Origin of the sequence: Citrobacter sp. RHBSTW-00881 (genome assembly GCF_013728515.1) — a bacterium.
GTDB classification, from domain to species: domain Bacteria; phylum Pseudomonadota; class Gammaproteobacteria; order Enterobacterales; family Enterobacteriaceae; genus Citrobacter; species Citrobacter braakii.
Map to the genome: position 1 here is coordinate 2741294 of NZ_CP056269.1, position 24590 is coordinate 2765883.

Annotated in this window: 23 protein-coding genes and 2 tRNA genes; 16 read left to right on the plus strand and 9 right to left on the minus strand. The window is 51.4% G+C overall.

The genetic code is table 11. The features are described from left to right. Positions 1–210: 210 nt before the first annotated feature. Positions 211–1191, plus strand: coding sequence for an IS5-like element ISKpn26 family transposase (locus tag HV311_RS13150; RefSeq protein ID WP_000019445.1), 981 nt, complete (start codon positions 211–213; stop codon positions 1189–1191). 160 nt (positions 1192–1351) lie between these two features. On the opposite strand, the gene HV311_RS13155 is transcribed toward HV311_RS13150, so the two are convergent. Further along, positions 1352–2065, minus strand: coding sequence for a lysogenic protein (locus HV311_RS13155; protein ID WP_223952617.1), 714 nt, complete (start codon positions 2063–2065; stop codon positions 1352–1354). 401 nt (positions 2066–2466) lie between these two features. Here HV311_RS13155 and HV311_RS13160 point away from each other — a divergent pair, with 401 nt between their 5' ends. The 6 genes from HV311_RS13160 to HV311_RS13185 all read left to right on the plus strand — a co-directional run bounded on the left by HV311_RS13160 (position 2467) and on the right by HV311_RS13185 (position 7097). Then, a complete protein-coding gene (locus tag HV311_RS13160) occupies positions 2467–2943 on the plus strand; it encodes a GNAT family N-acetyltransferase (protein WP_191220039.1) in 477 nt (158 codons plus the stop codon). Between the two features lie 302 nt (positions 2944–3245). Continuing rightward, a complete protein-coding gene (locus tag HV311_RS13165; protein WP_032947028.1) occupies positions 3246–3608 on the plus strand; it encodes a RidA family protein in 363 nt (120 codons plus the stop codon). A gap of 13 nt (positions 3609–3621) precedes the next feature. Next, the gene (locus tag HV311_RS13170) at positions 3622–4278 is read left to right on the plus strand and encodes a helix-turn-helix transcriptional regulator (protein WP_016152954.1); all 657 of its coding nucleotides are present in this window, start codon (positions 3622–3624) and stop codon (positions 4276–4278) included. After that, on the plus strand, positions 4265–5071 hold the full coding sequence (locus HV311_RS13175; protein ID WP_016152953.1) for a PhzF family phenazine biosynthesis protein: 807 nt from the start codon (positions 4265–4267) through the stop codon (positions 5069–5071). The genes HV311_RS13170 and HV311_RS13175 overlap by 14 nt, the downstream gene beginning before the upstream one ends. A gap of 85 nt (positions 5072–5156) precedes the next feature. Continuing rightward, positions 5157–6326, plus strand: coding sequence for a branched-chain amino acid transport system II carrier protein (brnQ, locus tag HV311_RS13180; RefSeq protein WP_191220040.1), 1170 nt, complete (start codon positions 5157–5159; stop codon positions 6324–6326). A gap of 258 nt (positions 6327–6584) precedes the next feature. After that, on the plus strand, positions 6585–7097 hold the full coding sequence (locus HV311_RS13185; RefSeq protein WP_191220041.1) for a GNAT family N-acetyltransferase: 513 nt from the start codon (positions 6585–6587) through the stop codon (positions 7095–7097). 51 nt (positions 7098–7148) lie between these two features. On the opposite strand, the gene HV311_RS13190 is transcribed toward HV311_RS13185, so the two are convergent. Then, entirely contained in the window at positions 7149–8039 is an 891-nt protein-coding gene (locus tag HV311_RS13190) for a LysR family transcriptional regulator (protein WP_016152950.1), read from the minus strand. Positions 8040–8211: 172 nt separating this feature from the next. Here HV311_RS13190 and HV311_RS13195 point away from each other — a divergent pair, with 172 nt between their 5' ends. Then, positions 8212–9348: an alpha/beta hydrolase gene (locus HV311_RS13195; protein WP_053389358.1), complete on the plus strand. Its 1137-nt coding sequence runs from the start codon at positions 8212–8214 to the stop codon at positions 9346–9348. A gap of 141 nt (positions 9349–9489) precedes the next feature. Then, positions 9490–10683, plus strand: a complete 1194-nt coding sequence (locus HV311_RS13200; RefSeq protein WP_191220042.1) for an MFS transporter — start codon at positions 9490–9492, stop codon at positions 10681–10683. Positions 10684–10781: 98 nt separating this feature from the next. On the opposite strand, the gene HV311_RS13205 is transcribed toward HV311_RS13200, so the two are convergent. Continuing rightward, positions 10782–11252 carry a GNAT family N-acetyltransferase gene (locus HV311_RS13205; protein WP_191220043.1) on the minus strand — a complete coding sequence of 157 codons (471 nt, stop codon included), beginning with the start codon at positions 11250–11252 and terminating at the stop codon, positions 10782–10784. Positions 11253–11500: 248 nt separating this feature from the next. Between HV311_RS13205 and HV311_RS13210 the strand changes: the two genes are divergently transcribed. From HV311_RS13210 to HV311_RS13235, 6 genes are all read left to right on the plus strand, one after another. Then, positions 11501–12481, plus strand: coding sequence for a GlxA family transcriptional regulator (locus HV311_RS13210; protein ID WP_016152946.1), 981 nt, complete (start codon positions 11501–11503; stop codon positions 12479–12481). A gap of 78 nt (positions 12482–12559) precedes the next feature. Next, complete coding sequence (gene gap / locus HV311_RS13215) at positions 12560–13570, plus strand: type I glyceraldehyde-3-phosphate dehydrogenase (RefSeq protein ID WP_191220044.1); 1011 nt, start codon at positions 12560–12562, stop codon at positions 13568–13570. Between the two features lie 267 nt (positions 13571–13837). After that, a complete protein-coding gene (locus tag HV311_RS13220) occupies positions 13838–14320 on the plus strand; it encodes a glutathione peroxidase (RefSeq protein ID WP_191220045.1) in 483 nt (160 codons plus the stop codon). Between the two features lie 200 nt (positions 14321–14520). After that, positions 14521–14597: transfer RNA gene (locus tag HV311_RS13225), tRNA-Val, on the plus strand. Positions 14598–14601: 4 nt separating this feature from the next. Next, positions 14602–14678, plus strand: a tRNA-Val gene (locus HV311_RS13230). A 200-nt stretch (positions 14679–14878) separates the two neighbouring features. After that, positions 14879–15619: a substrate-binding domain-containing protein gene (locus tag HV311_RS13235; RefSeq protein ID WP_191220046.1), complete on the plus strand. Its 741-nt coding sequence runs from the start codon at positions 14879–14881 to the stop codon at positions 15617–15619. On the opposite strand, the gene HV311_RS13240 is transcribed toward HV311_RS13235, so the two are convergent. The 4 genes from HV311_RS13240 to puuE form a co-directional block, all read right to left on the minus strand. Next, complete coding sequence (locus HV311_RS13240) at positions 15588–16340, minus strand: ABC transporter ATP-binding protein (protein ID WP_191220047.1); 753 nt, start codon at positions 16338–16340, stop codon at positions 15588–15590. The two genes, HV311_RS13235 and HV311_RS13240, sit on opposite strands and share 32 nt — an antisense overlap. Beyond that, on the minus strand, positions 16337–17341 hold the full coding sequence (locus HV311_RS13245; protein ID WP_094168916.1) for a FecCD family ABC transporter permease: 1005 nt from the start codon (positions 17339–17341) through the stop codon (positions 16337–16339). The genes HV311_RS13240 and HV311_RS13245 overlap by 4 nt, the downstream gene beginning before the upstream one ends. Continuing rightward, positions 17328–18383, minus strand: coding sequence for an ABC transporter substrate-binding protein (locus HV311_RS13250; RefSeq protein WP_080858733.1), 1056 nt, complete (start codon positions 18381–18383; stop codon positions 17328–17330). Before HV311_RS13250 ends, HV311_RS13245 begins: the two co-directional genes overlap by 14 nt. A gap of 175 nt (positions 18384–18558) precedes the next feature. Continuing rightward, on the minus strand, positions 18559–19821 hold the full coding sequence (gene puuE / locus HV311_RS13255) for a 4-aminobutyrate transaminase (RefSeq protein WP_016152939.1): 1263 nt from the start codon (positions 19819–19821) through the stop codon (positions 18559–18561). 106 nt (positions 19822–19927) lie between these two features. On the opposite strand from puuE, the gene pdxR reads away from it, so the two are divergent. Continuing rightward, positions 19928–21403 (plus strand): MocR-like pyridoxine biosynthesis transcription factor PdxR, encoded by a 1476-nt coding sequence (gene pdxR, locus HV311_RS13260; RefSeq protein WP_191220048.1) that lies wholly within the window; start codon positions 19928–19930, stop codon positions 21401–21403. A gap of 47 nt (positions 21404–21450) precedes the next feature. On the opposite strand, the gene HV311_RS13265 is transcribed toward pdxR, so the two are convergent. Together HV311_RS13265 and HV311_RS13270 are read right to left on the minus strand one after the other, a co-directional pair. After that, positions 21451–22659, minus strand: a complete 1209-nt coding sequence (locus HV311_RS13265; protein WP_191220049.1) for a cytochrome c — start codon at positions 22657–22659, stop codon at positions 21451–21453. 3 nt (positions 22660–22662) lie between these two features. After that, positions 22663–24555: an NAD(P)-binding protein gene (locus HV311_RS13270; protein ID WP_019076696.1), complete on the minus strand. Its 1893-nt coding sequence runs from the start codon at positions 24553–24555 to the stop codon at positions 22663–22665. Between the last annotated feature and the right edge of the window lie 35 nt (positions 24556–24590).

Consider the following 24590-nt stretch of genomic DNA (forward strand, 5'->3'; position numbering starts at 1 on the left):
TTCTGTCCACTTCGCTCCAGAGGCGGAAAATTATACCTCAAAGAAAGTGCCTTCCGAGTTTCATTGATAATTTTTTAAGAAATCAAAATACTCACCAAATTTTTATCAATTTCTTTCGATGTGTTTCGTCCCTTTATATTAGGGAAGGTGCGAACAAGTTCCTGATATGAGATCATCATATTCATCCGGAGCGCATCCCAGAGGGACATCATGAGCCATCAACTCACCTTCGCCGATAGTGAATTCAGCACTAAGCGCCGTCAGACCCGAAAAGAGATTTTCCTCTCCCGCATGGAGCAGATTCTGCCATGGCAGAATATGACCGCTGTCATCGAGCCGTTTTATCCCAAGGCGGGCAATGGCCGACGGCCCTATCCGCTGGAGACCATGCTGCGTATTCACTGCATGCAGCATTGGTACAACCTGAGCGACGGTGCCATGGAAGATGCCCTGTACGAAATCGCCTCCATGCGCCTGTTTGCCCGATTATCCCTGGATAGCGCCCTGCCGGATCGCACCACCATCATGAATTTCCGCCACCTGCTCGAGCAGCATCAACTGGCCCGTCAATTGTTCAAGACCATCAATCGCTGGCTGGCCGAAGCAGGCGTCATGATGACCCAAGGCACTTTGGTGGATGCCACCATCATTGAGGCACCCAGCTCTACCAAGAACAAAGAGCAGCAACGCGATCCGGAGATGCATCAGACCAAGAAAGGCAATCAGTGGCACTTTGGCATGAAGGCCCACATTGGTGTCGATGCCAAGAGTGGCCTGACCCACAGCCTAGTCACCACCGCGGCCAACGAGCATGACCTCAATCAGCTGGGTAATCTGCTTCATGGAGAGGAGCAATTTGTCTCAGCCGATGCCGGCTACCAAGGAGCGCCACAGCGCGAGGAGCTGGCCGAGGTGGATGTGGACTGGCTGATCGCCGAGCGTCCCGGCAAGGTAAAAACCTTGAAGCAGCATCCGCGCAAGAACAAAACGGCCATCAACATCGAATACATGAAAGCCAGCATCCGTGCCAGGGTGGAGCACCCGTTTCGCATCATCAAGCGGCAGTTCGGCTTCGTGAAAGCCAGATACAAGGGGCTGCTGAAAAACGATAACCAACTGGCGATGTTATTCACCCTGGCCAACCTGTTTCGGGTGGACCAAATGATACGTCAGTGGGAGAGATCTCAGTAAAAACCGGAAATAACGCCAGAAATGGTGGAAAAAATAGCCTAAATAGGCTGATTCGATGTGTTTGCGGGAAAAAAATCGGCCCAGATCCGCGAAATTTTAATCAGCGAGTCAGCTTGGGAAGAAATGACCTGCTTATTCGCACCTTCCTTAGGAGTTAACTTTATAGTTTAGAACGCTCATTACTATTAATCCTTACTTCATTGGGATCAAGGTAGTCAAGCAAATCAATTAGTGCATGTTGCAACTTCTGTAATCGAATGCGATAAGCTTGTAAGTTCTTCGTCATTTTAACAACTTCGCCTTTCAATTCTTTAAATAAAAATTCGTCACAAAACGCATCTTTTCTTATGAATTCACCATAGCCAATACAATTATATCCATTATCTCTTTTGATTAACATCTGCTCGCCAATAGCTCTTTGTTCTCCCGCAAAGAAAATAAAATGAGGACCAAGACTATCTGTTTGTATCAATGAATATATTCTACTCTGCAGTTCGGATAGTTTGCGAGTCTTTAAATCATTTTCAAGATTCAGAAACTGAACATCAATTCGAGCGGCTTCAGTCCATGCAAAAAATTGAGCTACAAGAAAAACAGTATTGTTTATAACATAGTTTTGATTTCTATCACTTCCGTTATGATAATACCGTTCAATGAATCCGCCTTCTAGTATGTTATAAATTCGACTTTGTAAGTCAGCGGCAGATCTAATCAATGGCTCAAGATAATATTGATGCTTCCTCTTTTCCTCTATGGCATTATTTATCTTATTAACCCTGTTCTGATTAAATGTAGTAATTCCAACAGAAATAATAACTGAAGCTATGGCAAAAACTCCACCAATGATACTCGAAATCAATGTCACATTCATCATAACCTCTTATATATTTTTAATCGTTCCGCTAACTTTACTTGATTTAATCTAACCTTCAAATATAAATTTCGTCAATCATGTTATCCTATTAAATCTCTAAAGATAAACTCATTTTTTGCATGAGTTTTGTGACAAAGATAGCTTCAATGAAAAGCCTTATAGAGTTACTAGGCCATAACAGTTTTTACGATAAACTCGAATGCAACGTCCGCTCCTCGCTCACAGCGGACCTGACAACCAACAGATTGGTCCGTTCTGTGCCAGCAGCGGACATTAATCCCATTTTTATGTTAATCACCTTGCCAGTACGCGCATTTAGACGTGAATACTATTGACGGTGGAGGACTACATCGTTATTAATATATTCTTATTTTTCAGTATGATATTTTTGGTGGCCAGATGTGATTTCTTTCCGAACGATGACAAAAGATGAGCACCCGGCTTATCTCGAATATTTTGTTAATGACTATGCATATGAGATCGAATCAAACTACGGGGCATCGCTTCGTGATTCTCTTGTCAGAGCGAAGCTGGAAATTTCGGAAATGCTTCCCGATGGAGTTAATACACATGGGCAAGTATTAATGTGTATTGATGCTCAGTCGGACAAGACTAACAACCATATAGGTTATCTTTGGTATAAACCAGACTCGACTAAGCACACTATTTTTATCTACGATTTTCATATTTTCAACTCCTGTCAGGGGTTGGGGCTTGGCAAACAATCTCTACGTGCTTTTGAAGTGTATCTGAAGGCGAAGGGTTTTAAAGAGATCAGATTGCGTGTTGCAGGTGATAATGCCCGCGCCCGGCATGTCTATGAAGCCAGTGGATTCGGGGTTACAGGTATCAATATGAGTAAAATTATTACGGACTGAGACACTGACACTAAATAAAAGTCAGCGGCATCTTCGAAACCATGTACGCTCCTCGCCCACTACGGACATTCGCTCAGTTAGCTTATCCGATCAGTACCAGAAACAGACGAGCTTGTCCTTACAGAACTTAAACGCGGTTCAGAGCATGTCCCCTCCCGTCAACAAAGTATCTGTCGATGCTCTGTTAGTGGAGAGGCATGAAAGCCACGAAATCAACAAATGTTTAAAATAATAATTTTGTTTAATTTAAAATTAAGTCATGCTACCGTGCTACTACACTTTCTTTAGGGCAAATCTGACACATGTCTATCGTACGCTACCCCACGACCAAGCCTTTTCCCTTTTCAGACGCCGTGCAGGTGAACGGGTTTGTTTTTCTTTCAGGCCATGTCGCCATGAGCCCCGAAGGTGAACCGTTGTATGGATCTGTCACCCAGCAGACCCGGCATATCATGCACGCCATCCGGGAAACTCTGGCGCGGGCGCATACGACGCTGAACCACATTGTGAAAGTCCAGGTTTGGTTAAGCAGCATGGAGCACTTTAGCGAATTCAATGTTGCTTACAGCGCGTTCTTCCCGGAAGGTTTCCCCGCAAGGAGCGTCGTCACCAGCCACCTTGCATTTGATTTAGACGTCGAAATAGAAGTCCAGGCCGTTGTCTGATGGAGAGAGCAAAATGAAAGACGAACGTGAACGTTTAATCACTATTTTGACGGCTTCGCTTGAGGCATTGAGAACCACGCTTCCCTTAAACACAGAAGCAGTTCTGCATGACCTTACCCGCCCCGAATCGTCCGTGATAAGCATCATTAATGGACACGTCAGCGGCAGGAAAGCCGGTGATGCGCTGTTGTCCGGCCCGGAAAATGACACGGGATTTTTAGGTTTACTGGATGCTTCGCAGCGTGTTTCCAGTCAGGTATTCAGTGGATATACCACCACCACTCTCTCTGGCACCACATTGAATAGCGCATCGACGATTTATTACAGCAAGGACGGCGTGCCGTTAGTAGCTTTTTGCATTAACGTCGATATGGATGTGGTATCAAAACTCAAACGCGACCTGGACTATTTACTCCATCCGGCCGCCGCGGCTGAAACGCCGGATAATCCGCTAGCTGATATTCAGGATAAATCTCTGGATGACGTTATTTCGAAATTCAGACCCACGGGTTCAGAAAATAAAATTGATTTCAGAAAACGAGTTATTTCTGAAATACATGCTCAGGGCTTTTTCAAGATTAAAGGCAGCGTTAATCATGTCGCTAAAGCGCTGGGCGTCACCCGATACACCGTTTACAACTATCTGGATAAATTAAATGACAAAGTCTGACACCACAGTAATTCCTTTTTATCAGGTTGATGCTTTCACCTCTCAACCTTTTGGCGGCAACCCGGCGGGCGTTTGTCCGTTAACTGAGTGGCTGCCTGACGCTGTTCTGCAAGCCATCGCCACGGAGAATAATCTTTCTGAAACCGCGTTTTTTGTGCCGTTCGAGGAGGGTTATCAACTGCGCTGGTGTACGCCTGCGGTTGAAGTGGATTTGTGCGGTCATGCCACTCTCGCTGCATCCTGGGTGCTGTTCAACAAGCTTGGCTACCAACAAGAAACTATCAGCTTCCACACCCGCAGCGGCCTGTTGACGGTGAGTAAGAACGGGGACGAACTCTGCATGGACTTCCCGGCTAAATCGGCCATGAAGATTGATACTCCTGATGGACTGCCGGCAGCCCTCGGCATTACCGCCGGTGTTATCGGGGTGTGGAAATCGGACGATCTGATTGTACTGGTCGATGACAAAAATATCATCGACGGGCTTAATCCTGACTTCAACAAGCTGGCGGTATTCGACACCCGCGGCGTGATCGTGACCGCCGCTGATAACCAGTTTGATTTTGTGTCCCGTTGGTTCGGCCCGCAGGTCGGCGTGAACGAAGATCCAGTAACCGGGTCGGCACACACTTTCCTCGCCCCGTTCTGGGCAGCGCGTACGGGTAAAAATGTCCTGACCGCTCAACAAGGCGGGAAGCGTAAAGGGGCGTTGCGCTGCGTGGTTCGGGATGACGGGCGCGTGGAATTGCATGGCTTCGCTCGTATGACCATCGAAGGGATATTCCAGTTGTAATAACGATGTATGACCGGAACGGTGACCAGGCATATAATGACCACGCCTTCCAAAGCATGATGTTTATATAAAATAAGAGTTAATAATGACAGCAAACACCAGACTTTCATTGCCAGAGACAATGGCTCTTGGCGGGATGACCCTTGCGCTTTTTTTGGGTGCAGGCAATATTATATTCCCGCCGCTGGTCGGCATGCAGGCGGGCGCAAACGCCTTTAATGCAGGCTTTGGCTTTATCATCACAGCGGTTCTGTTCCCGGCGCTGGCGATTATTTCCCTTGCCATTAATGGCGGTGATATCGCGGAATTAACGAAACCCTTAGGCAAATGGCCGAGCCTGATTTTTATTGGCATTTGCTTTTTAACGCTGGGGGTTTTATTTGGTACGCCACGCACCGCGACGATTAGCTACGAAGTCATCACCGATGGCGCAGCTAGTTCCCTGATGCAGAAGATTATATTTTCCGCCGCGTTCTTTGGCCTTGCTGGCGCGACGCTGGCTAAACCCGGAAAACTGCTGGAAATCGTCGGTTTCTTCCTTTCGCCCATTAAAATTAGTGCCCTGATTTTTATCGGCATATGTGCCTGGTTACATCCGATTGGTGAGCTCACGACCGCCACAACCGCGTATCAAACTCGCGCGTTCGATACAGGGTTTGTCAACGGTTATCAGACCCTGGATGTGATCAGTGCGCTGTGCTTTGGCGCCATTATCACCCACACGCTTAAGCAGCGCGGGATCCACCATCCGCGGGGCATCTTCACCCATTCCACCGCCGCAGCCTTTATTGCCGCTGCAGGTCTGGCCGTGATTTATATCTGCTATCTGTCGATGGGGTCCCACAGCCCGGTGCGGGGCGCAACGAACGGTATGCAGGTGATGAGCGCCTATGTCGAGACTGTTTTTGGCGTTTATGGCCGGGTGTTGTTGGCGGCGATCATTACCCTCGCCTGTCTGGTCACGGCCATTGGTCTGACGACCGGAACGGCGCGCTATTTCAACCAGACGACCGGTGCGTCTTATGGGCTGCTGGTGACGCTCTCCCTGATGGTGTCAGCAGCACTTGCCGTGCTGGGATTGAATTCCCTCACCGCAATGGCGGTTCCCGTGCTGTGCGCCATTTACCCGGCTGCGCTGGTCGTGGTCGCGCTGGGCATCGTTAGAAAATGGACAGACGTGCCGACGAATCTGTATCAGTTGCTTTTCTATAGCGCCCTGGCAGTGGGAATAATGAGCTTGTTTGTAAAATCCTGAATGAACAGCCGCAAGTTCGGAAGATGTCTTTTCATTTGCGCTCAAAGCAGACCAGGCAATCAGTTGGCCTGTCTGCTTCGAGTCAGAAGCTAACATCGATAAAAAATAACTTAATGGTCGAGCTCCACCAACTTCAGACCTTAGATTGCGTATTCAAAGTTTGAGGGTAAGACAGTCACAACGGACATATAGACTTAACAGGCCGTATATATTACAAATTTAAGATCATTTTTCTCTCATAAAGTAAGGGCCTCTCCCATGTCTTTAATCATACGACAAGCAACATTAGCCGATTCGGGATTACTAAATGAGCTTGGCTACCGCTTCTATACTGCGCACTTTAAGCATATGTGGAAGTCAGAATCAGAATTTGATAATTATTTGGAGGGTGAATATTCACTTCCTGTTATTGAGCAGAGTATTAATGATAAAAACATTAGCTGGTATATAGTTGAAATCGAGCAGCCGATTGGTTTTGTGAAGCTGACATGGCAAGCAACTGTCCCGAATACAGACATCAGCGGTGTTTTACTTAATAAACTCTACCTTGCCCCAACCAAAACGAATCAGCATTACGGTCAACTAATGTTTAATAAAATCATAGATCTTTCCCGAAGTCAGGGGAAAAAATATTTATGGTTGGAGGTTCTTGAACAAAATGAACGTGCTCAAAAATTCTATAAAAAGCAGGGAATGAAACACATCAGCGACATCATTTTCGAAACAAATTCACAGAGGAGCATACTCAAGTTAATGGGGATGTGTATATAAGGCCCGCTCCTCGCTCAGACCCGTTACCCTGACACGTGTGCAGCCTGGCCTTCATTCATAAATTCTCAGTGTATCGATAACTGCTCGCAGAGCGGGAGACACATTGCGGTGCGGATAATAGAGAAATGAGCCTTCCAGGCGTTGACTGTAGCGTTGTAAAACTCTGATGAGCGAACCCTCTTCTAAATCATCGGACACCAATTCTTCCGGAACATAAGCCAGCCCCAGCCCCAGTCTGGCGGCTTTGGCTTCCATATAACTGTCAGCAAAAGCCCATTGTCCCTGCGGCTGATGAGTTATTTTTTTACCATCCTGTTGAAGCTCCCATGTATAGAGGCTTCCGTCGCCAAATTGATAAGCGATGCAGGGATGAACCGCCAAATCTGCCGGGACTTGTGGAAAGCCATAGCGGCGAAAGTGTTCTGGCGTACCAACAATGGCCATCTCCATGTCGGGGGAAATACGGACCGCTATCATGCCACCGCCAACTTCCGGTCCGAGACGTACACCGGCATCGAATCTTTCCGCAATAATATCGACAAACCGACTTTCGCTGATGAGTTCCAGCCGGATGTCAGGATAGCGTTGCTTAAACACCGCAAGCTTTGGCAGGAGCAGTTTATCAATAGCGTGCTGACTGGCATTAATCCGTACCGTACCTGACGGGGACTGGCGATAATGGGCCAGCGTGGCAAGCCCCATATCTAAAGCGTCGAATCCTGACTCAATGGTCCGGTAGAGTTGTTCGCCGGCATGGGTGAGCGATAGCCTACGCGTAGTGCGAGCCAGAAGCTGAACGCCCAGTCTTTCTTCAAGTTCGCGTACAGAACGGCTTATACCTGATTGTGCCAGGCCGAGTCGTTGCGCCGCAGCGGTAAAACTCCCTTCCCGCACCACCTGCATGAACAGGTATAAATCATTATAGTTTTCCCGTTTCGCCATCACGTTTCCCTCGCTATCGCATCACCATTTAGAACAATATGGTATTAATTCTAGCAATTTTATCCCTCTAATAAGCACTATTACTGCTCACTATAATGCTCGCATTGCAACAAAGCACAGCAGAGTTGTCCGTATGAAACCTGTATCTATCACGTTTTATGAGGGGATTTTGATGACTGCCTTCACCAAAAAACTGACAGCCGCGATACCAGCCATGCTGCTCTGCGCATCATTAAGTGGAGTTACAACGATGAGTTATGCCAATACAACCAATCCGAACGCGCCAGTTTCACTGGTCGAGACATGGGATAAAACCTTCGCTAAAAGTACGAAAATTAATCACCGTAAAGTGACCTTTCAGAACCGCTTCGGGATCACCCTGGTCGGTGATCTCTACATTCCAAAGGATCGCGGCGAGCGCAAACTGGCGGCCATTGCCATCAGCGGGCCTTTCGGCGCGGTAAAAGAGCAGTCCAGCGGTCTGTATGCGCAGACGTTGGCTGAGCAGGGATTTGTTACCTTGGCTTTTGACCCTTCATATACGGGGGAAAGCGGTGGCTATCCACGTAACGTTGCCTCTCCGGATATCAACACCGAGGATTTCAGCGCGGCTGTTGATTTCCTTGGCCTGCAAAATGAGGTTGATCGAAATCGTATCGGATTACTGGGTATCTGCGGATGGGGCGGGATGGCCTTAAACGACGCCGCGATGGATACCCGCGTGAAAGCGGTGGCGACCAGCGTGATGTATGACATGAGCCGTGCGATGGGGCATGGCGTAGGTGATGGTAAAGACCGTTATACCACTGCGGATCGTCGCGCCGTATTACAGTATCTGAACGCACAGCGCTGGGAAGATGCGAAGAACGGAGCTTTCGCGCCCGGCGGGCATGACATTTATGTTGATGAAAAGGGGAACGTCAGTACGTCGAAACGTATTCTGCCAGAAACGTTACCCGCAAATCCCAATCCGGTTCTGAAAGAATTCTTTGATTATTATCGCATGCCGCGTGGTTTCCATGCGCGTTCGGTCAACTCAACTGGGGCCTGGAATGCGACGATGCCGCTGTCATTTATGAATATGCCGCTGCTGAGCTACGCCAATGAAGTCACTATCCCCACGCTTATCGTGACCGGCGAAAAAGCCCATTCACGCTATTTTGCTGAAGATGCCTTTAGGGCGATCGGCAGCAATAAGAAAGAGCTGGTGATTGTCCCGGGGGCAAATCATGTTGATCTGTACGACAACGTTGCGGGTAAGATTCCGTTTGCTAAATTTGAGCAGTTTTTCAATACCAACCTAAGATAACCGCCCCAAGCCGCCTGATATTTGCAGGCGGCTGTAAATCGCCTGCAGATCATTTTCATCCATGTTTTGACGTGATTTCCTGAATGACGTCTGTCCGGACTGCGCCTGAACCTGGCCGATTCGATATTAAGAGATCTGATAATGTCCACAGTAAGACTAAAACCGCATTACGAAATAAAGCATGCGCATTGGGGGGGCGTGTTTGCCATGACGCTGTGCGTGTTTGTGCTGATCGCTTCCGAGTTTATGCCGGTCAGCCTGCTTACGCTTATTGCCAGTGATTTACACATTACCGAAGGGCTGGCTGGCCAGGGAATTGCAATCTCTGGCGCGCTGGCGGTCATTACCAGCCTGACTATCTCCCATATTGCCGGAGATCTGAACCGAAAACATCTCCTGCAGGGGCTGACGGTTTTAATGGCCATATCGGGGATAGTCGTCGCCCTGGCACCCAGCTACCCGGTTTATATCCTGGGGAGGGTCCTGCTTGGGGTGGTCATTGGTGGATTCTGGTCCATGTCTGCTGCAACCGCCATTCGGCTCGTTCCGCAGCATCAGGTTCCCCGCGCGCTGGCGATTTTTAACGGTGGGAACGCGCTGGCTACCGTTGTAGCGGCACCGCTTGGCAGCTATCTGGGGACGACCGTGGGCTGGCGAGGGGCTTTTTTATGCCTCGTTCCCCTGGCTATAGCCGCGTTCATCTGGCAGTGGGTCAGCCTGCCATCGATGGAAAACGATAAAAAACAAAAATCCCAGAGATCTATGCATCGTCTGTTCCGCATCACCATTGTCCCTGCGGGACTCCTGGCCTGCGGGCTCTTCTTCATGGGGCAGTTTGCCTTATTTACCTACGTGCGCCCCTTTCTTGAAACCGTAACCCGCGTAGGCCCTTCTGTTCTCTCTCTGATTTTGCTCGCAATAGGCGTGGCGGGTTTTGTCGGCACACTGGCCGTATCAATATTCCTGAACACAAGTTTTTATCAGACTTTAATCATGATCCCCCTGCTTATGGCAGCGACTGCCGGGGCGTTACTACTGGTTGGACACAGCATCTGGGCTGTTGCCGTATTGCTCAGCCTGTGGGGACTACTAGCAACGGCTGCGCCAACGGGATGGTGGACATGGATAGCGCGGGCACTACCCGAAGATGCAGAGGCGGGTGGTGGCTTAATGGTTGCGGTGATCCAGCTATCAATTGCTCTGGGTTCAACGGCAGGTGGGATGGTATTCGACACTCTGGGATGGCGCAGTACTTTTGGCTTGAGTGGTTTCTTACTTCTGGCGGCGGCAGCAATGACGATTGTCACATCCCGTCAAAACAGCAAAGCAAACTAGAACTATCCATTCATTTCTGGCGTGCTCTCTGTCATGGCATACGGCAGAGAGCCGAGTGTCCGCCCTCGCTGATCGCGGGCCTTTAACCCAATTATCTTCTATTTTTTCACCAAATATTTCCGCATCAGTGCATTTTGTAATGCCACTCCGCGACAGGCAGGAAACCCACGTTCCACAACATGAAAACCGTGTCGTAGAAAGAACGCCTCCGCAGCCTTACTGACATTTGAAGTCAGTTCGCCAATTCCACGTTGTCTGGCTTCTTCATGAATGCGATTCATCAGTAGTGTCCCTACTCCCTGTCTCGGGTAGGTTCCCGAGACAAAGAAATGGTCAATGTACCCATTTGGCTGAACATCTGCATATCCAGCTATTTCACCTTCCACTTCAACAACAAAGGGGCGTAATTCCTTCATATGATTGGCCCATTGTTCCGGGTCGATATCCGTTGGGGCCCACGCATCTATTTGTTCCTGTGTGTAGTAATGTGATGCGAGGGTATGTACAGAAGATAAAAAGACGCTGAATAACGAAATTTCATCTCCATTACTAAACCTTCTGATTTTCATAAGACCTCGTCAGGAGAGTGACTTGTAGAACAATACCATTTTTGGTGTAGCAGAGCGTCAGCCCCTCGTGGTGAGTTTAATGGGTCAATGCAACGCTATTCTTAATCAAGGGAGATGCTCAGGCAACGCCGTTGAGTCAACATCAAACCATCGGCCTGTGGCGGTAATGTCGCTACGCCACGGGTAAGGCTTTTTCCAGTTGAGTATGTAATATTGACTTATTGTGTAAAAAGATTACTTTTCAGGACATGAAGAAGATACTCATTATTGTTCCCGATGGCGGTATGCTGTTTGAGTCCGCCGGTATTGCCGACATTCTGATGCAGGCCAACCGCCTGCATCCCAAAGGCGCTACGGAGACGTGTTACCAGGTTCAGTTAGCGACAACGCAACCGCATCAGGTGATCCATGGTCAGTCCGGCCTAAATTTACTGGCAGATCACCGCCTGCATGAGATAGATCCTCGCGAACCTCTCGATACCATCATCATCACTGGCAGAGGTCAAAACCCGCAGGAAGGGATTGCGGTGGTTGACTGGCTACGCCTGGCTGCTCCCCACGCCCGCCGCATTGTATCCATTTGCGGCGGCGCGATGCTGCTGGCAGAAACCGGGCTGCTGGACGGCAGACGAGCCACCACCCACTGGAAGCTACTGGAAACCATGCAGGCAGAATTCCCAAAGGTGCGCGTCGAAAGCGGTCCGCTCTATATCCAGGACGAACATATCTGGACATCAGGTGGCGTCAGTTCCGGCTTTGACCTGACGTTAGCGTTAGTTGAAGAGGATTACGGCTTCAGTCTGGCGCGCGACGTCGCTCAGGATTTCGTCATGTACCTGCGCCGTCCTGGGGGACAACTCCAGTTTAGCCGCTACAACCTTCAGCAGACCAGCACCCTGGGCCCGATTAACGATCTGCTCGCCTGGCTGCTTGAGAACCTCACCGCCGATCTCAGTGTGGATAAACTGGCGGAAAAAGTCGCCATGAGTCCACGTAATTTCACCCGCGTGTTTACCCGGGAAACGGGCGCATCACCGGCACGCTATGTGGCCGAAGCCCGTCTGGCCGCTGCACGACAGCGTCTGGAGCAGACCAACGAGACGCTGGAGCGTATCGCCGAACAAACAGGATTTGGCAGCAGCATTAACCTGCGACGGCTGTTTGAAAAACAGCTTCACCTGACGCCTGGTGAATATCGCCAGCGCTTTCACTGTCGTAAAATGGCGTAAAGTGATCCTTATTTGTCATTTACGCCAATCCGTGACCGGCCTAAATTGACTCCAGAGACAACAGATAAGGAGTTCATCATGGTAAAGGTCGGTATTAACGGTTTTGGCCGTATCGGACGTAACGTACTGCGTGCTGCACTGGGTAACCCGGAGATTCAGATCGTGGCAATCAACGATCTGACAGACAGTAAAACGCTGGCGCATCTGCTGAAATACGACTCGCTGCTCGGTAAACTCGACGCCGACGTCACCGTCGGTGAGGGGCAGTTGGTGGTAAACGGTAAATCCATCACCGTGTTCAGCGAACGCGACCCAGCCAACATCCCATGGCGTCAGCGTGAAGTCGATATTGTCATTGAAGCAACCGGCTTCTTCACTGAACGTGACAAGGCGGCGGTGCATATCCACAGCGGTGGCGCAAAACGAGTGATTATCTCCGCCCCTGGTAAGAACGATGATTTAACCATCGTGATGGGCGTTAACGATCACCTCTACTCTGCGGATAAACACTTTGTCGTCAGCAACGGTAGCTGCACCACTAACGGTCTTGCACCTGCCGCACAGGTTTTGCACCAACATTTCGGCATTAAGCATGGTTTGATGAATACCACCCACGCCTATACCAACAGCCAGGCGCTGCACGACCAGCCGGAAAAAGATCTTCGTGGTGCCCGCGCCGCTGCATTGTCGATTGTGCCCTACTCCAGCGGTGCCGCGAAGGCGCTTGGCAAAGTCATCCCGGAGCTGGATGGTCGCTTAACCGGTTACTCGCTGCGCGTACCGGTTCCGGTGGTGTCCATTGTTGATCTGACCGTAACGCTTGAGCGGGATGTAACAGCAGAGGAGGTCAATAATGCGTTTCGTGACGCCGCTGCGACAGGGCCACTGAAAGGGCTCCTCGGCTATAGCGATGAACCGCTTGTCTCAAGCGACTATCAGGGTGATCCGCGCTCATCCATCATCGACGGCCTGTCAACGCTGGTGATTGGCGGCAATATGGTCAAAATTCTGGCGTGGTACGACAACGAATGGGGATTCTCTAATCGCCTCGTCGACCTGGCACTGCTAATGGCAAGGCACGAACGTTAATCCCCTGCTCTCACACTCTCTCTAAATCCACGCCAGGCGTGGATTTTTTTATATCTGTTACGTGTTTGTCGCAGTGACAATCGCCCACAACGTCACGTCCCCCATTTTTAGTCGTCACCTAACGATGCTGCTGGGGTGACGCGTTTAAAAAAATTAGCGATAACCCGACAAAATAATAAATCGCCAGCACTTTAACGGTCAGTTTATTAATCAGACAGTTGCGACCATAATAAAATGAGTAATGCGATCTTATTTGAGGATTCCGGCATGATCACCTTTTATCAACTTACAGCCACCCGTCTGCATGGTGAGCCCGTCTCTATGGCCGACTACGCTGGCAAACTGGTTCTGGTGGTCAATACTGCCAGCCATTGTGGCTTCACGCCGCAATATGCAGGCCTCGAAGCGCTTTACAAGAAGTACGCCGCGCAGGGTCTGGTGGTGCTTGGTTTCCCCTGCAACCAGTTCGGTAATCAGGAGTCCGGCGGGGCCGACGACATCTCGCAAACCTGTCACATCAACTACGGTGTGAGCTTCCCGATATTTGAGAAAGTGGAAGTCAACGGTGCGGCTACGCATCCGGTGTTTCGTTACCTGAAAAACGAATTACCCGGGGTGCTGGGTGGGCGTATCAAGTGGAATTTCACTAAGTTCCTGATCGGGCGTGACGGCAAACCGCTCAAGCGTTTTGCGCCGTTCACTACCCCTGAGAAAATAGAAACCGCGATCCTTGCTGCGCTTAAAGTCTGAGCGCACCTGTCATTCAAACCATCCCCATTATGCCCCCAGCGCACTGTCTGAATAAAAAACACGCTGCAAAATCAACAAAATATAATCAACTTGCTTAATTACTCTGCAATCGCGTGAGTTCAGGAAGAAAAATGCTATTTCCCTCTTGCCTCATTCGGTCTGTGCCGCTAATATTCGTCCCCGTTGTCACCTACAACGTTGCGTTCATAGCTCAGTTGGTTAGAGCACCACCTTGACATGGTGGGGGTCGTTGGTTCGAGTCCAATTGAACGCACCATCTTGCGTCCGTAGCTCAGTTGGTTAGAGCACCACCTTGACATGGTGGGGGTCGGTGGTTCGAGTCCACTCGGACGCACCAAATTATTTCTATGATTTGGTGCTATTTCCCTTCGCTACACCTCATAATTTCTTTTTATTGCCTCCTGTTCGTAACCTTAAGCTTAATCATTACTCCGTATGATGCTGGCACAAAGCGATAGGCCAAAGTCTTCTAAACTCTATGCTCAGCGCGTATCATTTATCCTCTTCGCAAACATTTTTCGCCAGAGATCGGATACCATGCCCTCTTCCATTCTTCTGTTTGCCGCGGGCAGTTTACGCCTGGCATTTGCCCCTTTGATAAGCCAGTTCTCGCGCCATAGCGGAATAGACGTGAAGGTGGAATATGGTCCGGCCGGTTTATTACGTGAGCGTATTGAAGCCGGTGAACCGTGTGCGCTCTTTGCCTCAGCCAATCGGGAGCACCCGCAACGCCTGCTGGCTTTGCAAAAAGCTGTCCTCACGCAAACCTTTAGCTGGAATCAACTGAGTCTGGTCAGCAACCGAAACGGCGCCTGGCTGGATTTGCTCCGCGACCCAACGCTACGAATAGGTACATCCACGCCCGGCTGCGACCCTTCCGGAGACTATACCTGGGCATTTTTCGACAATATGGATGTACTGGAGCCAGGACTCGGACAACAGCTTAGGGCGCGCGCCATCCCGCTGGTTGGTGGGCGTGATACGGTGAAAATCCCGTCTGGTGAACTGGCGAGCGCCTGGATCCTTCGCCAGGGACTGGCCGATCTGTTTATCGGCTACGCGCATTACGCGAATACGCTGCGCGCCCAAGCCGACGTGCATTATGTAGCTATCCCTGATGAGCACAATATTCGCTGCGAATACCAACTGGCGGTGCTCGACGCATCCAACGAGGTGATGGCGCTGGTTAAATTCATGCTCTCCAACGGCGGTCAGGCGTTTCTTACCGCCGCCGGATTCTTACCTCTTAACGACGAACAGAAAACAGCGGTGCGATAAACGGCGTCGGGTGGTTCTCCAGACTGAGTTTTCGCAGCGGTAAGCCATAGGCCTGGAACAGATTCTCTTCCGTCACAATGCTGTCCGTTGGCCCTGCCCGCCATTTTCCTTCGGGGAGCAGCAGCAAAGTATGGGTGGCTATTTGTAACGCATGCAGCGGATCGTGGGTCGAAAAAAGAATGCTGCATCCCTGTAGATGGGCCAGATCGCTGATGAGCTGAAGCACCACCTGCTGATTGGCGAGATCCAGCGCGGAGCACGGTTCATCAAGCAGCAGCGTTTGACACTCCGTCACCAGCGCCCGGGCTATCATCACCAGTTGCTGTTGCCCCCCGGAAAGTGAGCTAAACGAGTGGGAAGCAAGCTGGGCAATATTTAACTGCTCCAGCGCCTGGGTCGCTCTTTGTTGATCCTGCTGGCTGGGTTGCGCAAAAAGCTTCACGTGCTGTGCCCGCCCCATCAGCACCACGTCGCTCACCGTATAAGGAAATGGCAGGTGGCAATGCTGCGCCACAATCCCTATCCCGCCGTCAATTTCAATGCTGCCGTCCAAAGCTGGCAGCGTGCCGGTTAGCGTATCGAGCAGCGTACTTTTACCCAGGCCGTTACGTCCCAGCACAGCCCAGATCTCACCTTTCTGACAACTGAATGTAAGCGGCTCAAATAGCGGCACGCGATACCCATAGGTAAGCGTATTTACACGCAATGCGGCAGGTTTCATGATGTCCCCCGGCGGCTGGAGCGGATGAGTAAAAAAGCAAACAGCGGCGCGCCGAATAATGCGGTGATGATCCCAAGCGGTATCTCCGCGTGCATCAGGGTACGCGCAATATCATCCACCACAATCATAAAACCGCCTCCCATCCAGAAGGCGCACGGCAGTAGACGCCGATGATCAACCCCCACCAGCAAACGCGCCAGATGCGGAATAACCAACCCAACCCAGGCGATACTGCCGCTGACCGCTACCTGAGCGGCGACTAAAAAAGCGCAGCACAGCAAAACGCTGCGTCGCAGAGGAACCACCGCGACGCCTAGCGAACGGGCATCTTTATCATTGAGTGATAACAGGTTTATCCGCCAGCGTAGCTGGTACAAAACTGTCGCAGCAATACCGACTGGAATCGCCAACAGCAGAACTTTATGCCAGTTAGCCGTCGCAAAGCTGCCGAGCAGCCAGAACACGATATTGGGTAACGTTTCTTCGGTATCAGCCTGATACTGAATCAGACTCACCAGCGCGGCAAAAAAACCACTCAAAATGATACCCGACAGGATCAGCACCAGCGTATTCTCCAGCCCCTGCAGCGCAGCAATGGCATACACCAGGACCAGCGCCGTCAGACCGAAGAAAAACGTTGAACCCATCATCAGCCACGGCGACAGGCCAAGCAGAATAGCCAGCGTTCCGCCAAAAGCGGCCCCGGACGTCACGCCAATAATATGCGGGTCGACCAGCGGATTATGAAATACCCCTTGCAGCGTCGCGCCACATAACCCCAACGCCCCACCCGCCAGCAGCGCCATCAGAATTCGCGGTAGCCTGACCGTCCAGATAACCTGACCGGCAATCCCTTCAGCGTCGCTATAGTGCATCAGGTGATAAAAGACTTCGCTTAACGACAGCGGATATTGTCCGAGGCACAACGAACCAAGGCCCAGCAACAGGACCGTCGCGATTAAGAGTGGTTGCTGGAGTAAAATGCGCTTACTTAACTGCATCAGGCTGCCAGTTCACACGATAAAAACGCTGATAGTAGTCTTGCGCCTGCGCATCAACATCCACGTCTTTATAGGCGTCCGGGTACAATTTTTTGGCCATCCACAGCTCACCAATCGCTAACGCTTCAGGCATCGGATAGCCCCAGGCTTTGGCGTACTCAGGCATCAACCAGACGCGATGATTTTTCACCGCATCAATCCCCTGCCAGTTAGGATCGTTTTGGATCTCCGTTACCACCTGCGGGTAGCGATCCTGAACAAAAATTACCTGCGGGTTCCACGCCAATACCTGTTCCAGCGCAACCTGACGGGCGCCTTTCACACTGGCAGCCGCCACGTTTAGCCCACCCGCGTGCTGCATCATGAGTCCCGTGTACTTCCCGGAGCCGTAAGTCATCAGGTCGGGGTTAGCCATATAAATACGGACTTTTTGCGCATCCGGGATTTTTGCGACCGGCGCATTGAATTTTGCCCGCGCCGCAAAAACGTAGTCGATCAACGTCTCAGCTTGCGGTTTGCGCCCCACGACGTCCGCAATCAGGCGAATCCCCTGCTTTAACCCTTCGTTGTAGACCTGCTCTTCATCGGCCATGGTCGGGTTCATTTTATTCTGTTGCCCGGCTGCATCCTTGCGCAATGAGATTGCCACGACCGGAATACCGGCGTTCTGAATCTGCTGGATCATCTCCGCAGGCGCATAGTTGGCGACAAAAACCACCTGTGGATGAATCGCCAGTAGGCTTTCGATATTCACGCTGGTGAGATCGCCCGGCGTCGGCAATGTGGCAATTGCCGGCATAAAGCGCGCAAACTCAGGCCCGAGCTGTTTTTTCCAGCTCGACATCACGCCAATAATGTCCTGCTGAGCATTAAGCTGGACCAGAATATTCAGCGTCTGGTGTTGCAGCACGACCACTTTGTCGACGTGGTCCGGAATCGTGACCTGACGACCAAGCTGGTCGGTGATCGTACGGTCGGCCTGGGCAGAAAATGCAAACAACATGCTGGCGCATACCAGCACAAAAGAGCGGAAAGTTAACATGGGATACCATCTGGATAGCGGAGTAAAAACGATATGCATTAAATTATATAACGATATAACAGGCAACCCATTCGCGATAAATACCGCACGACACACGAGGAAGATCAATTTATGCCGACAAAAAAGCCGACGGTGATGACCACCGTCGGCTGTGGGTAACACTATGACTAACGGATTATTTGGTTGCCGCTTTAATGATATCGAGCGCTTTGGCGAACTGATCCTGCGGGATCGTCAGCGGATAAAGGAAACGAATAACGTTGCCATACTGACCACAGGTCAGCAGCAGTAATCCTTGCTCAAGGGCTTTCTTCTGCACGCGTTGTGCGGCGGCTGCGTTGGGTTCTCCCGTCGCTGCATCACAGAATTCAGCGGCGATCATAGAGCCTAAGCCGCGCACTTCGGCCAGTTCAGGACACCCGGTTTGCGCGTCAGTCAGAGTGGCGCGCAGTTGTTCGCCAAGAGCTGCCGCACGCTGGCACAGCTGTTCATCACGAATAATATCCAGCACCGCATGAGCTGCCGCAATTGACAGCGGGTTTCCGGCGTAGGTTCCGCCCAGACCACCCGGCGCAGGCGCATCCATAATTTCAGCTTTGCCCACGACGCCAGACAGCGGCATGCCGCCTGCAAGGCTTTTTGCCATAGTCATCAGGTCAGCTTTATCAGCGTAATGGTCCATCGCAAACAACTGGCCCGTACGAGCAAACCCGCTTTGCACCTCATCGGCGATCATCACGATGCCATGCTCGTCGCAAATACGGCGGATGGCAGCCACAAACTCCGGCGGCGCCACCACGAAGCCCCCTTCACCCTGGACGGGTTCGAAAATAATCGCCGCGACCTGGGTGGGATCGATATCGGCTTTAAACAGGCGCTCAATCGCTTTGATGGAGTCCGCCGTAGAAATCCCCTGCAACTCGCAAGGATACGGTGCGTGGTAAACGGAGCCAGGGAACGGGCCGAACCCTTTTTTATACGGTGCCACCTTGCCGGTTAACGCCATCGTCATGTAGGTACGCCCATGAAAACCGCCGCCAAAAGCAATAACGCCAGGACGGCCGGTATGTGCGCGCGCAATTTTCACCGCATTTTCGACCGCTTCAGCCCCGGTGGTGAAGAATGTGGTTTTGCGCTTGCCGTCGATTGGCGCAACGGCGTTGATTTTCTCCGCCAAAGACACATAGCTTTCGTACGGGACAATCTGATAAGCCGTATGGGTAAAAGCCTGCAGTTGCGCTTCGACTGCCTGCACCAGGCGAGGATGACGGTGTCCGGTGTTCAGCACGGCAATCCCGGCGGCAAAATCAATGTACTGATTGCCTTCGATATCGGTAATTGTGCTGTTTTCTGCTGACTGGGCATAAAAATCACACATTACACCCACGCCACGCGGGGTGGCATCCAGACGACGTTGTTGCAGGTTTTTATTGTTCATTCTCTACACCTTGTCCATTAATACATTTAGGTTGAATTACCCTTTAAATTTAGACGCCATCTGGTACTTTAATCGAGAGCCAAATCGTTTTATTTTAAGGATCCAAATGCGTTCACTTGCCGGAGATGTGATCAAGCAGGCATTTAGCCAGCAGACCGATGAAAAGCTGCATCGTCGCCTGTATGCCGCCATCTGCAGTTGCATCCTCGAAGGTAGCCTGAAACCGGCGACCCGAATGCCTCCGTCGCGTGACCTGGCAGGCGAACTGACGCTATCACGCAATACCGTCCTGCGGGTTTACGAGCAATTGCAGGCCGAAGGTTATATTTCCGCGCGCACCAGCAGCGGCACATTTGTCACCGACAGCGTGCAGGACAATCTCTACCTGCGTCCCCACAAAGAGCCCGTTGCCGCCGCACTGGAGGATCACACCCGCTTATCTGCCCGCTGCCTTGAGCTGCTGGGCCATGCCAGCGCCAGCCCCCGTCAATGGGGCGCATTTATTCCAGGCGTACCTGATGTGGAGCATTTCCCTCACCGGGTGCTCAAAAAAATTCAGGATCGGCTGGCGAGACGGTTGCGCCCGGAGTTTCTCACTTACGATGCCGCAGGCGGCGTGACTGAGCTGAAAGAAGCGCTGGCAGACTATCTGCGCACCGCACGCGGGGTGCGGTGTTCACCGGAGCAAATACTGATTACTGAAGGTATTCACCAGGCACTGGATCTGGTGACCCGGACGCTATGCAACCCGGGGGATAACGCCTGGATTGAGGAGCCGGGCTACTGGGGAATCAAAAATATTCTGCGCATCAATGCGGTTAACTTTTCGGCGATCCCGGTTGATGAACAAGGTATGGTGCCGCCGGAGGCTGGCGAATCCGCGCCAAAGCTGATTTTTGTGACACCGTCACATCAATATCCGCTCGGTTCGGTAATGAGCCTCAACCGCCGACGGGCACTTCTCTTTCGCGCACGTGAAACGCGAAGCTGGATAGTGGAAGATGACTACGACAGCGAGTTTCGCTTTTCCGGCCAGCCAATTCCATCATTGCAGGGACTGGAAGAAGAGACGCCGGTCATCTATATCGGGACATTCAGTAAAACACTCTATCCCGCACTGCGGCTCGGTTATGTGGTACTGCCCAAACCGCTCGCCGCGCCGCTGAAGAAGGTTCATAACGACCTCTATCGTGGTGGACATTTGCTGATTCAGGCAGCGCTGGCGGAGTTTATCCGCGAGGGTTACTACGCGGCGCACATTCGTAAAATGCGCCAGTTGTACAGCCGTCGCCGCCAAACCTTGGTGGAGCTTATCAGCCGCCAGTTGGGCGAGCAGTATCTTGGCTCCTTCAGCAGCAACGCCGGGCTGCACATGATTCTACAGTTGCCCGTCGGGAGCGATGACGTTGTCATTGCCCAACAGGCAAATGCGCAAGGGCTGCTGGTGCGCCCGCTGTCTCGCTACTACGTGAATGAAGAGAAACGCAGCGGCCTGCTGCTGGGATTTGCCAGTATCGAAGAGAATGAAATGGCGTCGGCGTTTACCCGACTGGTGGGTATTATCAGAGTAAACGCCGTTTAAGCACTGCCGGATGGCGCTGCAAGCACCTTGTCCATCCGACATGCTGTTTAACGTGACGCTTTTTTAATCCCTGCCAGGTCCTCCTGGCTTACTTCGCCATTCCCTTCTCCCCAACTTTTACGCACGTAATTAATCACGTCGCGCATTTCGTTGTCGCTTAACATGCCACCGTAAGCCGGCATCTTAAAGGAGACGCTGCCACGCGTTGTCGGTGTTTCTGCGCCGTGGGCAATCACTCTGAATAGCGGCGTCGGGTCATCAACCATCACCAGCGAATTGTTGATTAAAGACGGTGCGTTATCATCCGTACCTTTCCCCTCCAGACCGTGACAGGTGGAGCAGTAGCGGTTATAGGTCACTTTGCCCGCCTCGGGTGAATTCGACCAGGACACCGTAGTTGCCGCTGCGCGCACCGTTTCAGGCTTCTCGCTTTTCAGGCTCAGCAGATATTGCGCGATCGCCGTGGCATCGTCATCGGTCAGATACTGTGTACTCTGCGTGACGACTTCTGCCATCGAACCTGAAACCGCGGCATGCTTGCTTTTACCGGTCAGCAACAGCGATTTTAATTCCTGCTCAGACATTCCCGTGCCGCGCAGCGAAGGTGCATACCAGCCGTCGATCATCGCGCCGCTCAGGTACTCGGCATCAGCATTGGTATACGCTTTTTCGTTCATCGCCATGCCTCTCGGGGTATGGCAAGAACCGCAGTGTCCGGGACCTTCCACCAGATAAGCGCCCCGTTTTACTAACGCAGCGTTGTCATCCGTTTTTGCACGCTCTACAGCCGTCGCTGGCGCGTCGGTAAACAGCCAGTTCCAGATATGCAGCGGCCAGCGGGCGGAGAGTAGCCACGGAATGGCATTCTCTTTATTGGGCTGCCCAGAGGGGGTGACATCATGCATAAAATAGCGATACAACGCCTGTACATCGTCATCAGAAAGTTTTGCGTAAGAGGGATAAGGCATGGCCGGATATAACGGATGACCATCTTTAGCAATTCCCTGACGTACGGCCTTGTCAAAATCCTCGTATGAGTAATTACCAATACCCTGGGTCTTGTCTGGGGTAATGTTGGTCGAATAAATATCCCCTACCGGAGTAGGAAACTTTTTGCCACCCGCCATCGCCGCCCCCCCTTCGGTGGTATGACAGGCCACACAGTCAGAGATACGGGCGATATATTCGCCATTAGATTCCGCTGCACTCACAGAGGCGGTAAACAAACAGGCGGCAAGAACGGTTACATTACGCATAGATCACCCCATATCCTTGAGTTCATTAACCGCACGCCATGCCTGGTCGATGGCCGTATGGGCATAAGCCCCCCAGTCAGAATCGGAATTAGCGATGGCAATGCGACCAACTGGCTGACGCGCCCGCTCGATAATTTCTGGCATTTTATCCATATCATCGAACAACGCGTTGGCGTAATACGCATAGCCATGCGCCCAGCGGTTAACCGTAATGGCGGAGATATCGCGTTGATTATCAAAGCCCGTTGAGCCAAACATTTCCTGCAACTGGGAGCGAATCATCTCCTCATGCGTCGCAAATGTGGTCCCCAGTAAATACGCTCGCCCCAGACGGAATTGCTCTCTGGCCGACAGATTACTGCCTGGATAAGTAGGCACATAGACCATGTGAATGACCATAGGATCGTCCGGTGAGGCCGGGTGTTGATACCCGCCGATGCTGACCGGATAGTCGAGCTTAATCCGGCTGTATGGTGCCGCCGGAGAGTAAAATTCATGCACGCCAAGCTGTTTGAACGCCTGCCAGTTTTTGACCACCACATTGGTATACACCAGCGGTGCCTTCACGTTCAGTTTGAGATCCGCCTGCTGCTGTTCCGGCATCTCAGGCACCAGATACGGGATCATCATGTTATAGCCCGCCATGATGGTGTTTTTACCGCGCACGCGATGCATTTTGCCGTCACGCAGATAGGTCACCACCACGCCATCCTCTGTGTTGGCCGCATTAATCACCGTGCTGTTCAGACGCAGGCGCGTGGTGTTTTCCGGCAGATCCAGCTTTTCGTAATGCAGTCTGGCAAGGACAGAGTCTTCCATCGTGTTACCCGGTAGCGCATCCGGCAGCATATACCTGACTAACAGTCGGGCCAGCCCGGCGTTACCGTCAGGGAAATGGTAAACATACGGCTCTTCGAGGTCGGCCAGCGACTCGCCGTCCAACGGCGGTATTCCCAGCGCCTCCATGCCGGGTAATGCGCACGCCCTGGCATCGCTACAGGAAATGCCTTCAATGCCGATGGCAAAGAAGTCATTAGAACGCTGCTGAAAATAAAGCAGCGCCATTTTGCTCAAACCAACTTTTGTGGCCAAAAATTCACTGTAGCTGTGGGTATCCAGCCATTCCATTTTCTCATCGACCGTCATGCCCGGAAGATAGTCGCCAGGATGGACGTGCAGGTCGATCAACGCCTTTCGGTCGTGCTCACTTAGCGGAAAATCATTGATAAAGTCTTCAATTTTACGGCCATTTAGCCTGTTCGGCGGGATATCATCAGATACCGCGCGCCCCGGATCGCCGCTGACGATTTTTGTCTCGCCAAAATTCTTTTTGTCGAAGAAAACGCCACGACTGAGCTGCCAGTCGGGGTAGAAGTTTACGTCAAAACTCTCTTTTAACCGCGTGACGCTGACGCCCACGGTTTCCATCAGTTTTTGCACCTCAGGGCTGAAATTGTGCGCGGGCGACTGGAATGCTTCGCTACCGCCATAGCCGAGTAATTTCTTACCTGAGCTCGTAAATTCGTTACGTTTGGCGTGCCCGCCAAAATCGTCATGGTTATCGAGGATCAGGATCCGGCTATTTTGCCCGGCAAGCTGGCGCCAGAAACAACCGGCAGCCAGCCCGCTAATACCGCCGCCCACAATCACCAGATCGTACTCTTCCTCAACGGGCAGAGCGTTTAAATCAAAATGTTTATGCTCGCGGCCTACTGCATGCGCCATTTCAAACGATCCAGGATGATTACCCCGCAGCCCCGTCAGCCCTGGCGGATAATAATTTCCATCTATAAATGCGTTTCCTTTTCCTGCCGCCCTGACCCATTCCAGCGGGGTAAGCCCCGCCGCAATAGTCACCGCGACGCCGTTGAGAAAATCACGTCTGGTAATTGCCATTAACTTTTTTCCTTATTGCTACACACTGCCCTAAA

What these genes read in the sequence shown, in the direction of transcription:
- HV311_RS13150 (WP_000019445.1), top strand. Translation starts at nt 211, where the DNA reads ATGAGCCATCAACTCACCTTCGCCGATAGTGAATTCAGCACTAAGCGC.
- HV311_RS13155 (WP_223952617.1), bottom strand. Translation starts at nt 2,065, where the DNA reads ATGATGAATGTGACATTGATTTCGAGTATCATTGGTGGAGTTTTTGCC.
- HV311_RS13165 (WP_032947028.1), top strand. Translation starts at nt 3,246, where the DNA reads ATGTCTATCGTACGCTACCCCACGACCAAGCCTTTTCCCTTTTCAGAC.
- HV311_RS13170 (WP_016152954.1), top strand. Translation starts at nt 3,622, where the DNA reads ATGAAAGACGAACGTGAACGTTTAATCACTATTTTGACGGCTTCGCTT.
- HV311_RS13175 (WP_016152953.1), top strand. Translation starts at nt 4,265, where the DNA reads ATGACAAAGTCTGACACCACAGTAATTCCTTTTTATCAGGTTGATGCT.
- brnQ (WP_191220040.1), top strand. Translation starts at nt 5,157, where the DNA reads ATGACAGCAAACACCAGACTTTCATTGCCAGAGACAATGGCTCTTGGC.
- HV311_RS13185 (WP_191220041.1), top strand. Translation starts at nt 6,585, where the DNA reads ATGTCTTTAATCATACGACAAGCAACATTAGCCGATTCGGGATTACTA.
- HV311_RS13190 (WP_016152950.1), bottom strand. Translation starts at nt 8,039, where the DNA reads ATGGCGAAACGGGAAAACTATAATGATTTATACCTGTTCATGCAGGTG.
- HV311_RS13195 (WP_053389358.1), top strand. Translation starts at nt 8,212, where the DNA reads ATGACTGCCTTCACCAAAAAACTGACAGCCGCGATACCAGCCATGCTG.
- HV311_RS13200 (WP_191220042.1), top strand. Translation starts at nt 9,490, where the DNA reads ATGTCCACAGTAAGACTAAAACCGCATTACGAAATAAAGCATGCGCAT.
- HV311_RS13205 (WP_191220043.1), bottom strand. Translation starts at nt 11,252, where the DNA reads ATGAAAATCAGAAGGTTTAGTAATGGAGATGAAATTTCGTTATTCAGC.
- HV311_RS13210 (WP_016152946.1), top strand. Translation starts at nt 11,501, where the DNA reads ATGAAGAAGATACTCATTATTGTTCCCGATGGCGGTATGCTGTTTGAG.
- gap (WP_191220044.1), top strand. Translation starts at nt 12,560, where the DNA reads ATGGTAAAGGTCGGTATTAACGGTTTTGGCCGTATCGGACGTAACGTA.
- HV311_RS13220 (WP_191220045.1), top strand. Translation starts at nt 13,838, where the DNA reads ATGATCACCTTTTATCAACTTACAGCCACCCGTCTGCATGGTGAGCCC.
- HV311_RS13235 (WP_191220046.1), top strand. Translation starts at nt 14,879, where the DNA reads ATGCCCTCTTCCATTCTTCTGTTTGCCGCGGGCAGTTTACGCCTGGCA.
- HV311_RS13240 (WP_191220047.1), bottom strand. Translation starts at nt 16,340, where the DNA reads ATGAAACCTGCCGCATTGCGTGTAAATACGCTTACCTATGGGTATCGC.
- HV311_RS13245 (WP_094168916.1), bottom strand. Translation starts at nt 17,341, where the DNA reads ATGCAGTTAAGTAAGCGCATTTTACTCCAGCAACCACTCTTAATCGCG.
- HV311_RS13250 (WP_080858733.1), bottom strand. Translation starts at nt 18,383, where the DNA reads ATGTTAACTTTCCGCTCTTTTGTGCTGGTATGCGCCAGCATGTTGTTT.
- puuE (WP_016152939.1), bottom strand. Translation starts at nt 19,821, where the DNA reads ATGAACAATAAAAACCTGCAACAACGTCGTCTGGATGCCACCCCGCGT.
- pdxR (WP_191220048.1), top strand. Translation starts at nt 19,928, where the DNA reads ATGCGTTCACTTGCCGGAGATGTGATCAAGCAGGCATTTAGCCAGCAG.
- HV311_RS13265 (WP_191220049.1), bottom strand. Translation starts at nt 22,659, where the DNA reads ATGCGTAATGTAACCGTTCTTGCCGCCTGTTTGTTTACCGCCTCTGTG.
- HV311_RS13270 (WP_019076696.1), bottom strand. Translation starts at nt 24,555, where the DNA reads ATGGCAATTACCAGACGTGATTTTCTCAACGGCGTCGCGGTGACTATT.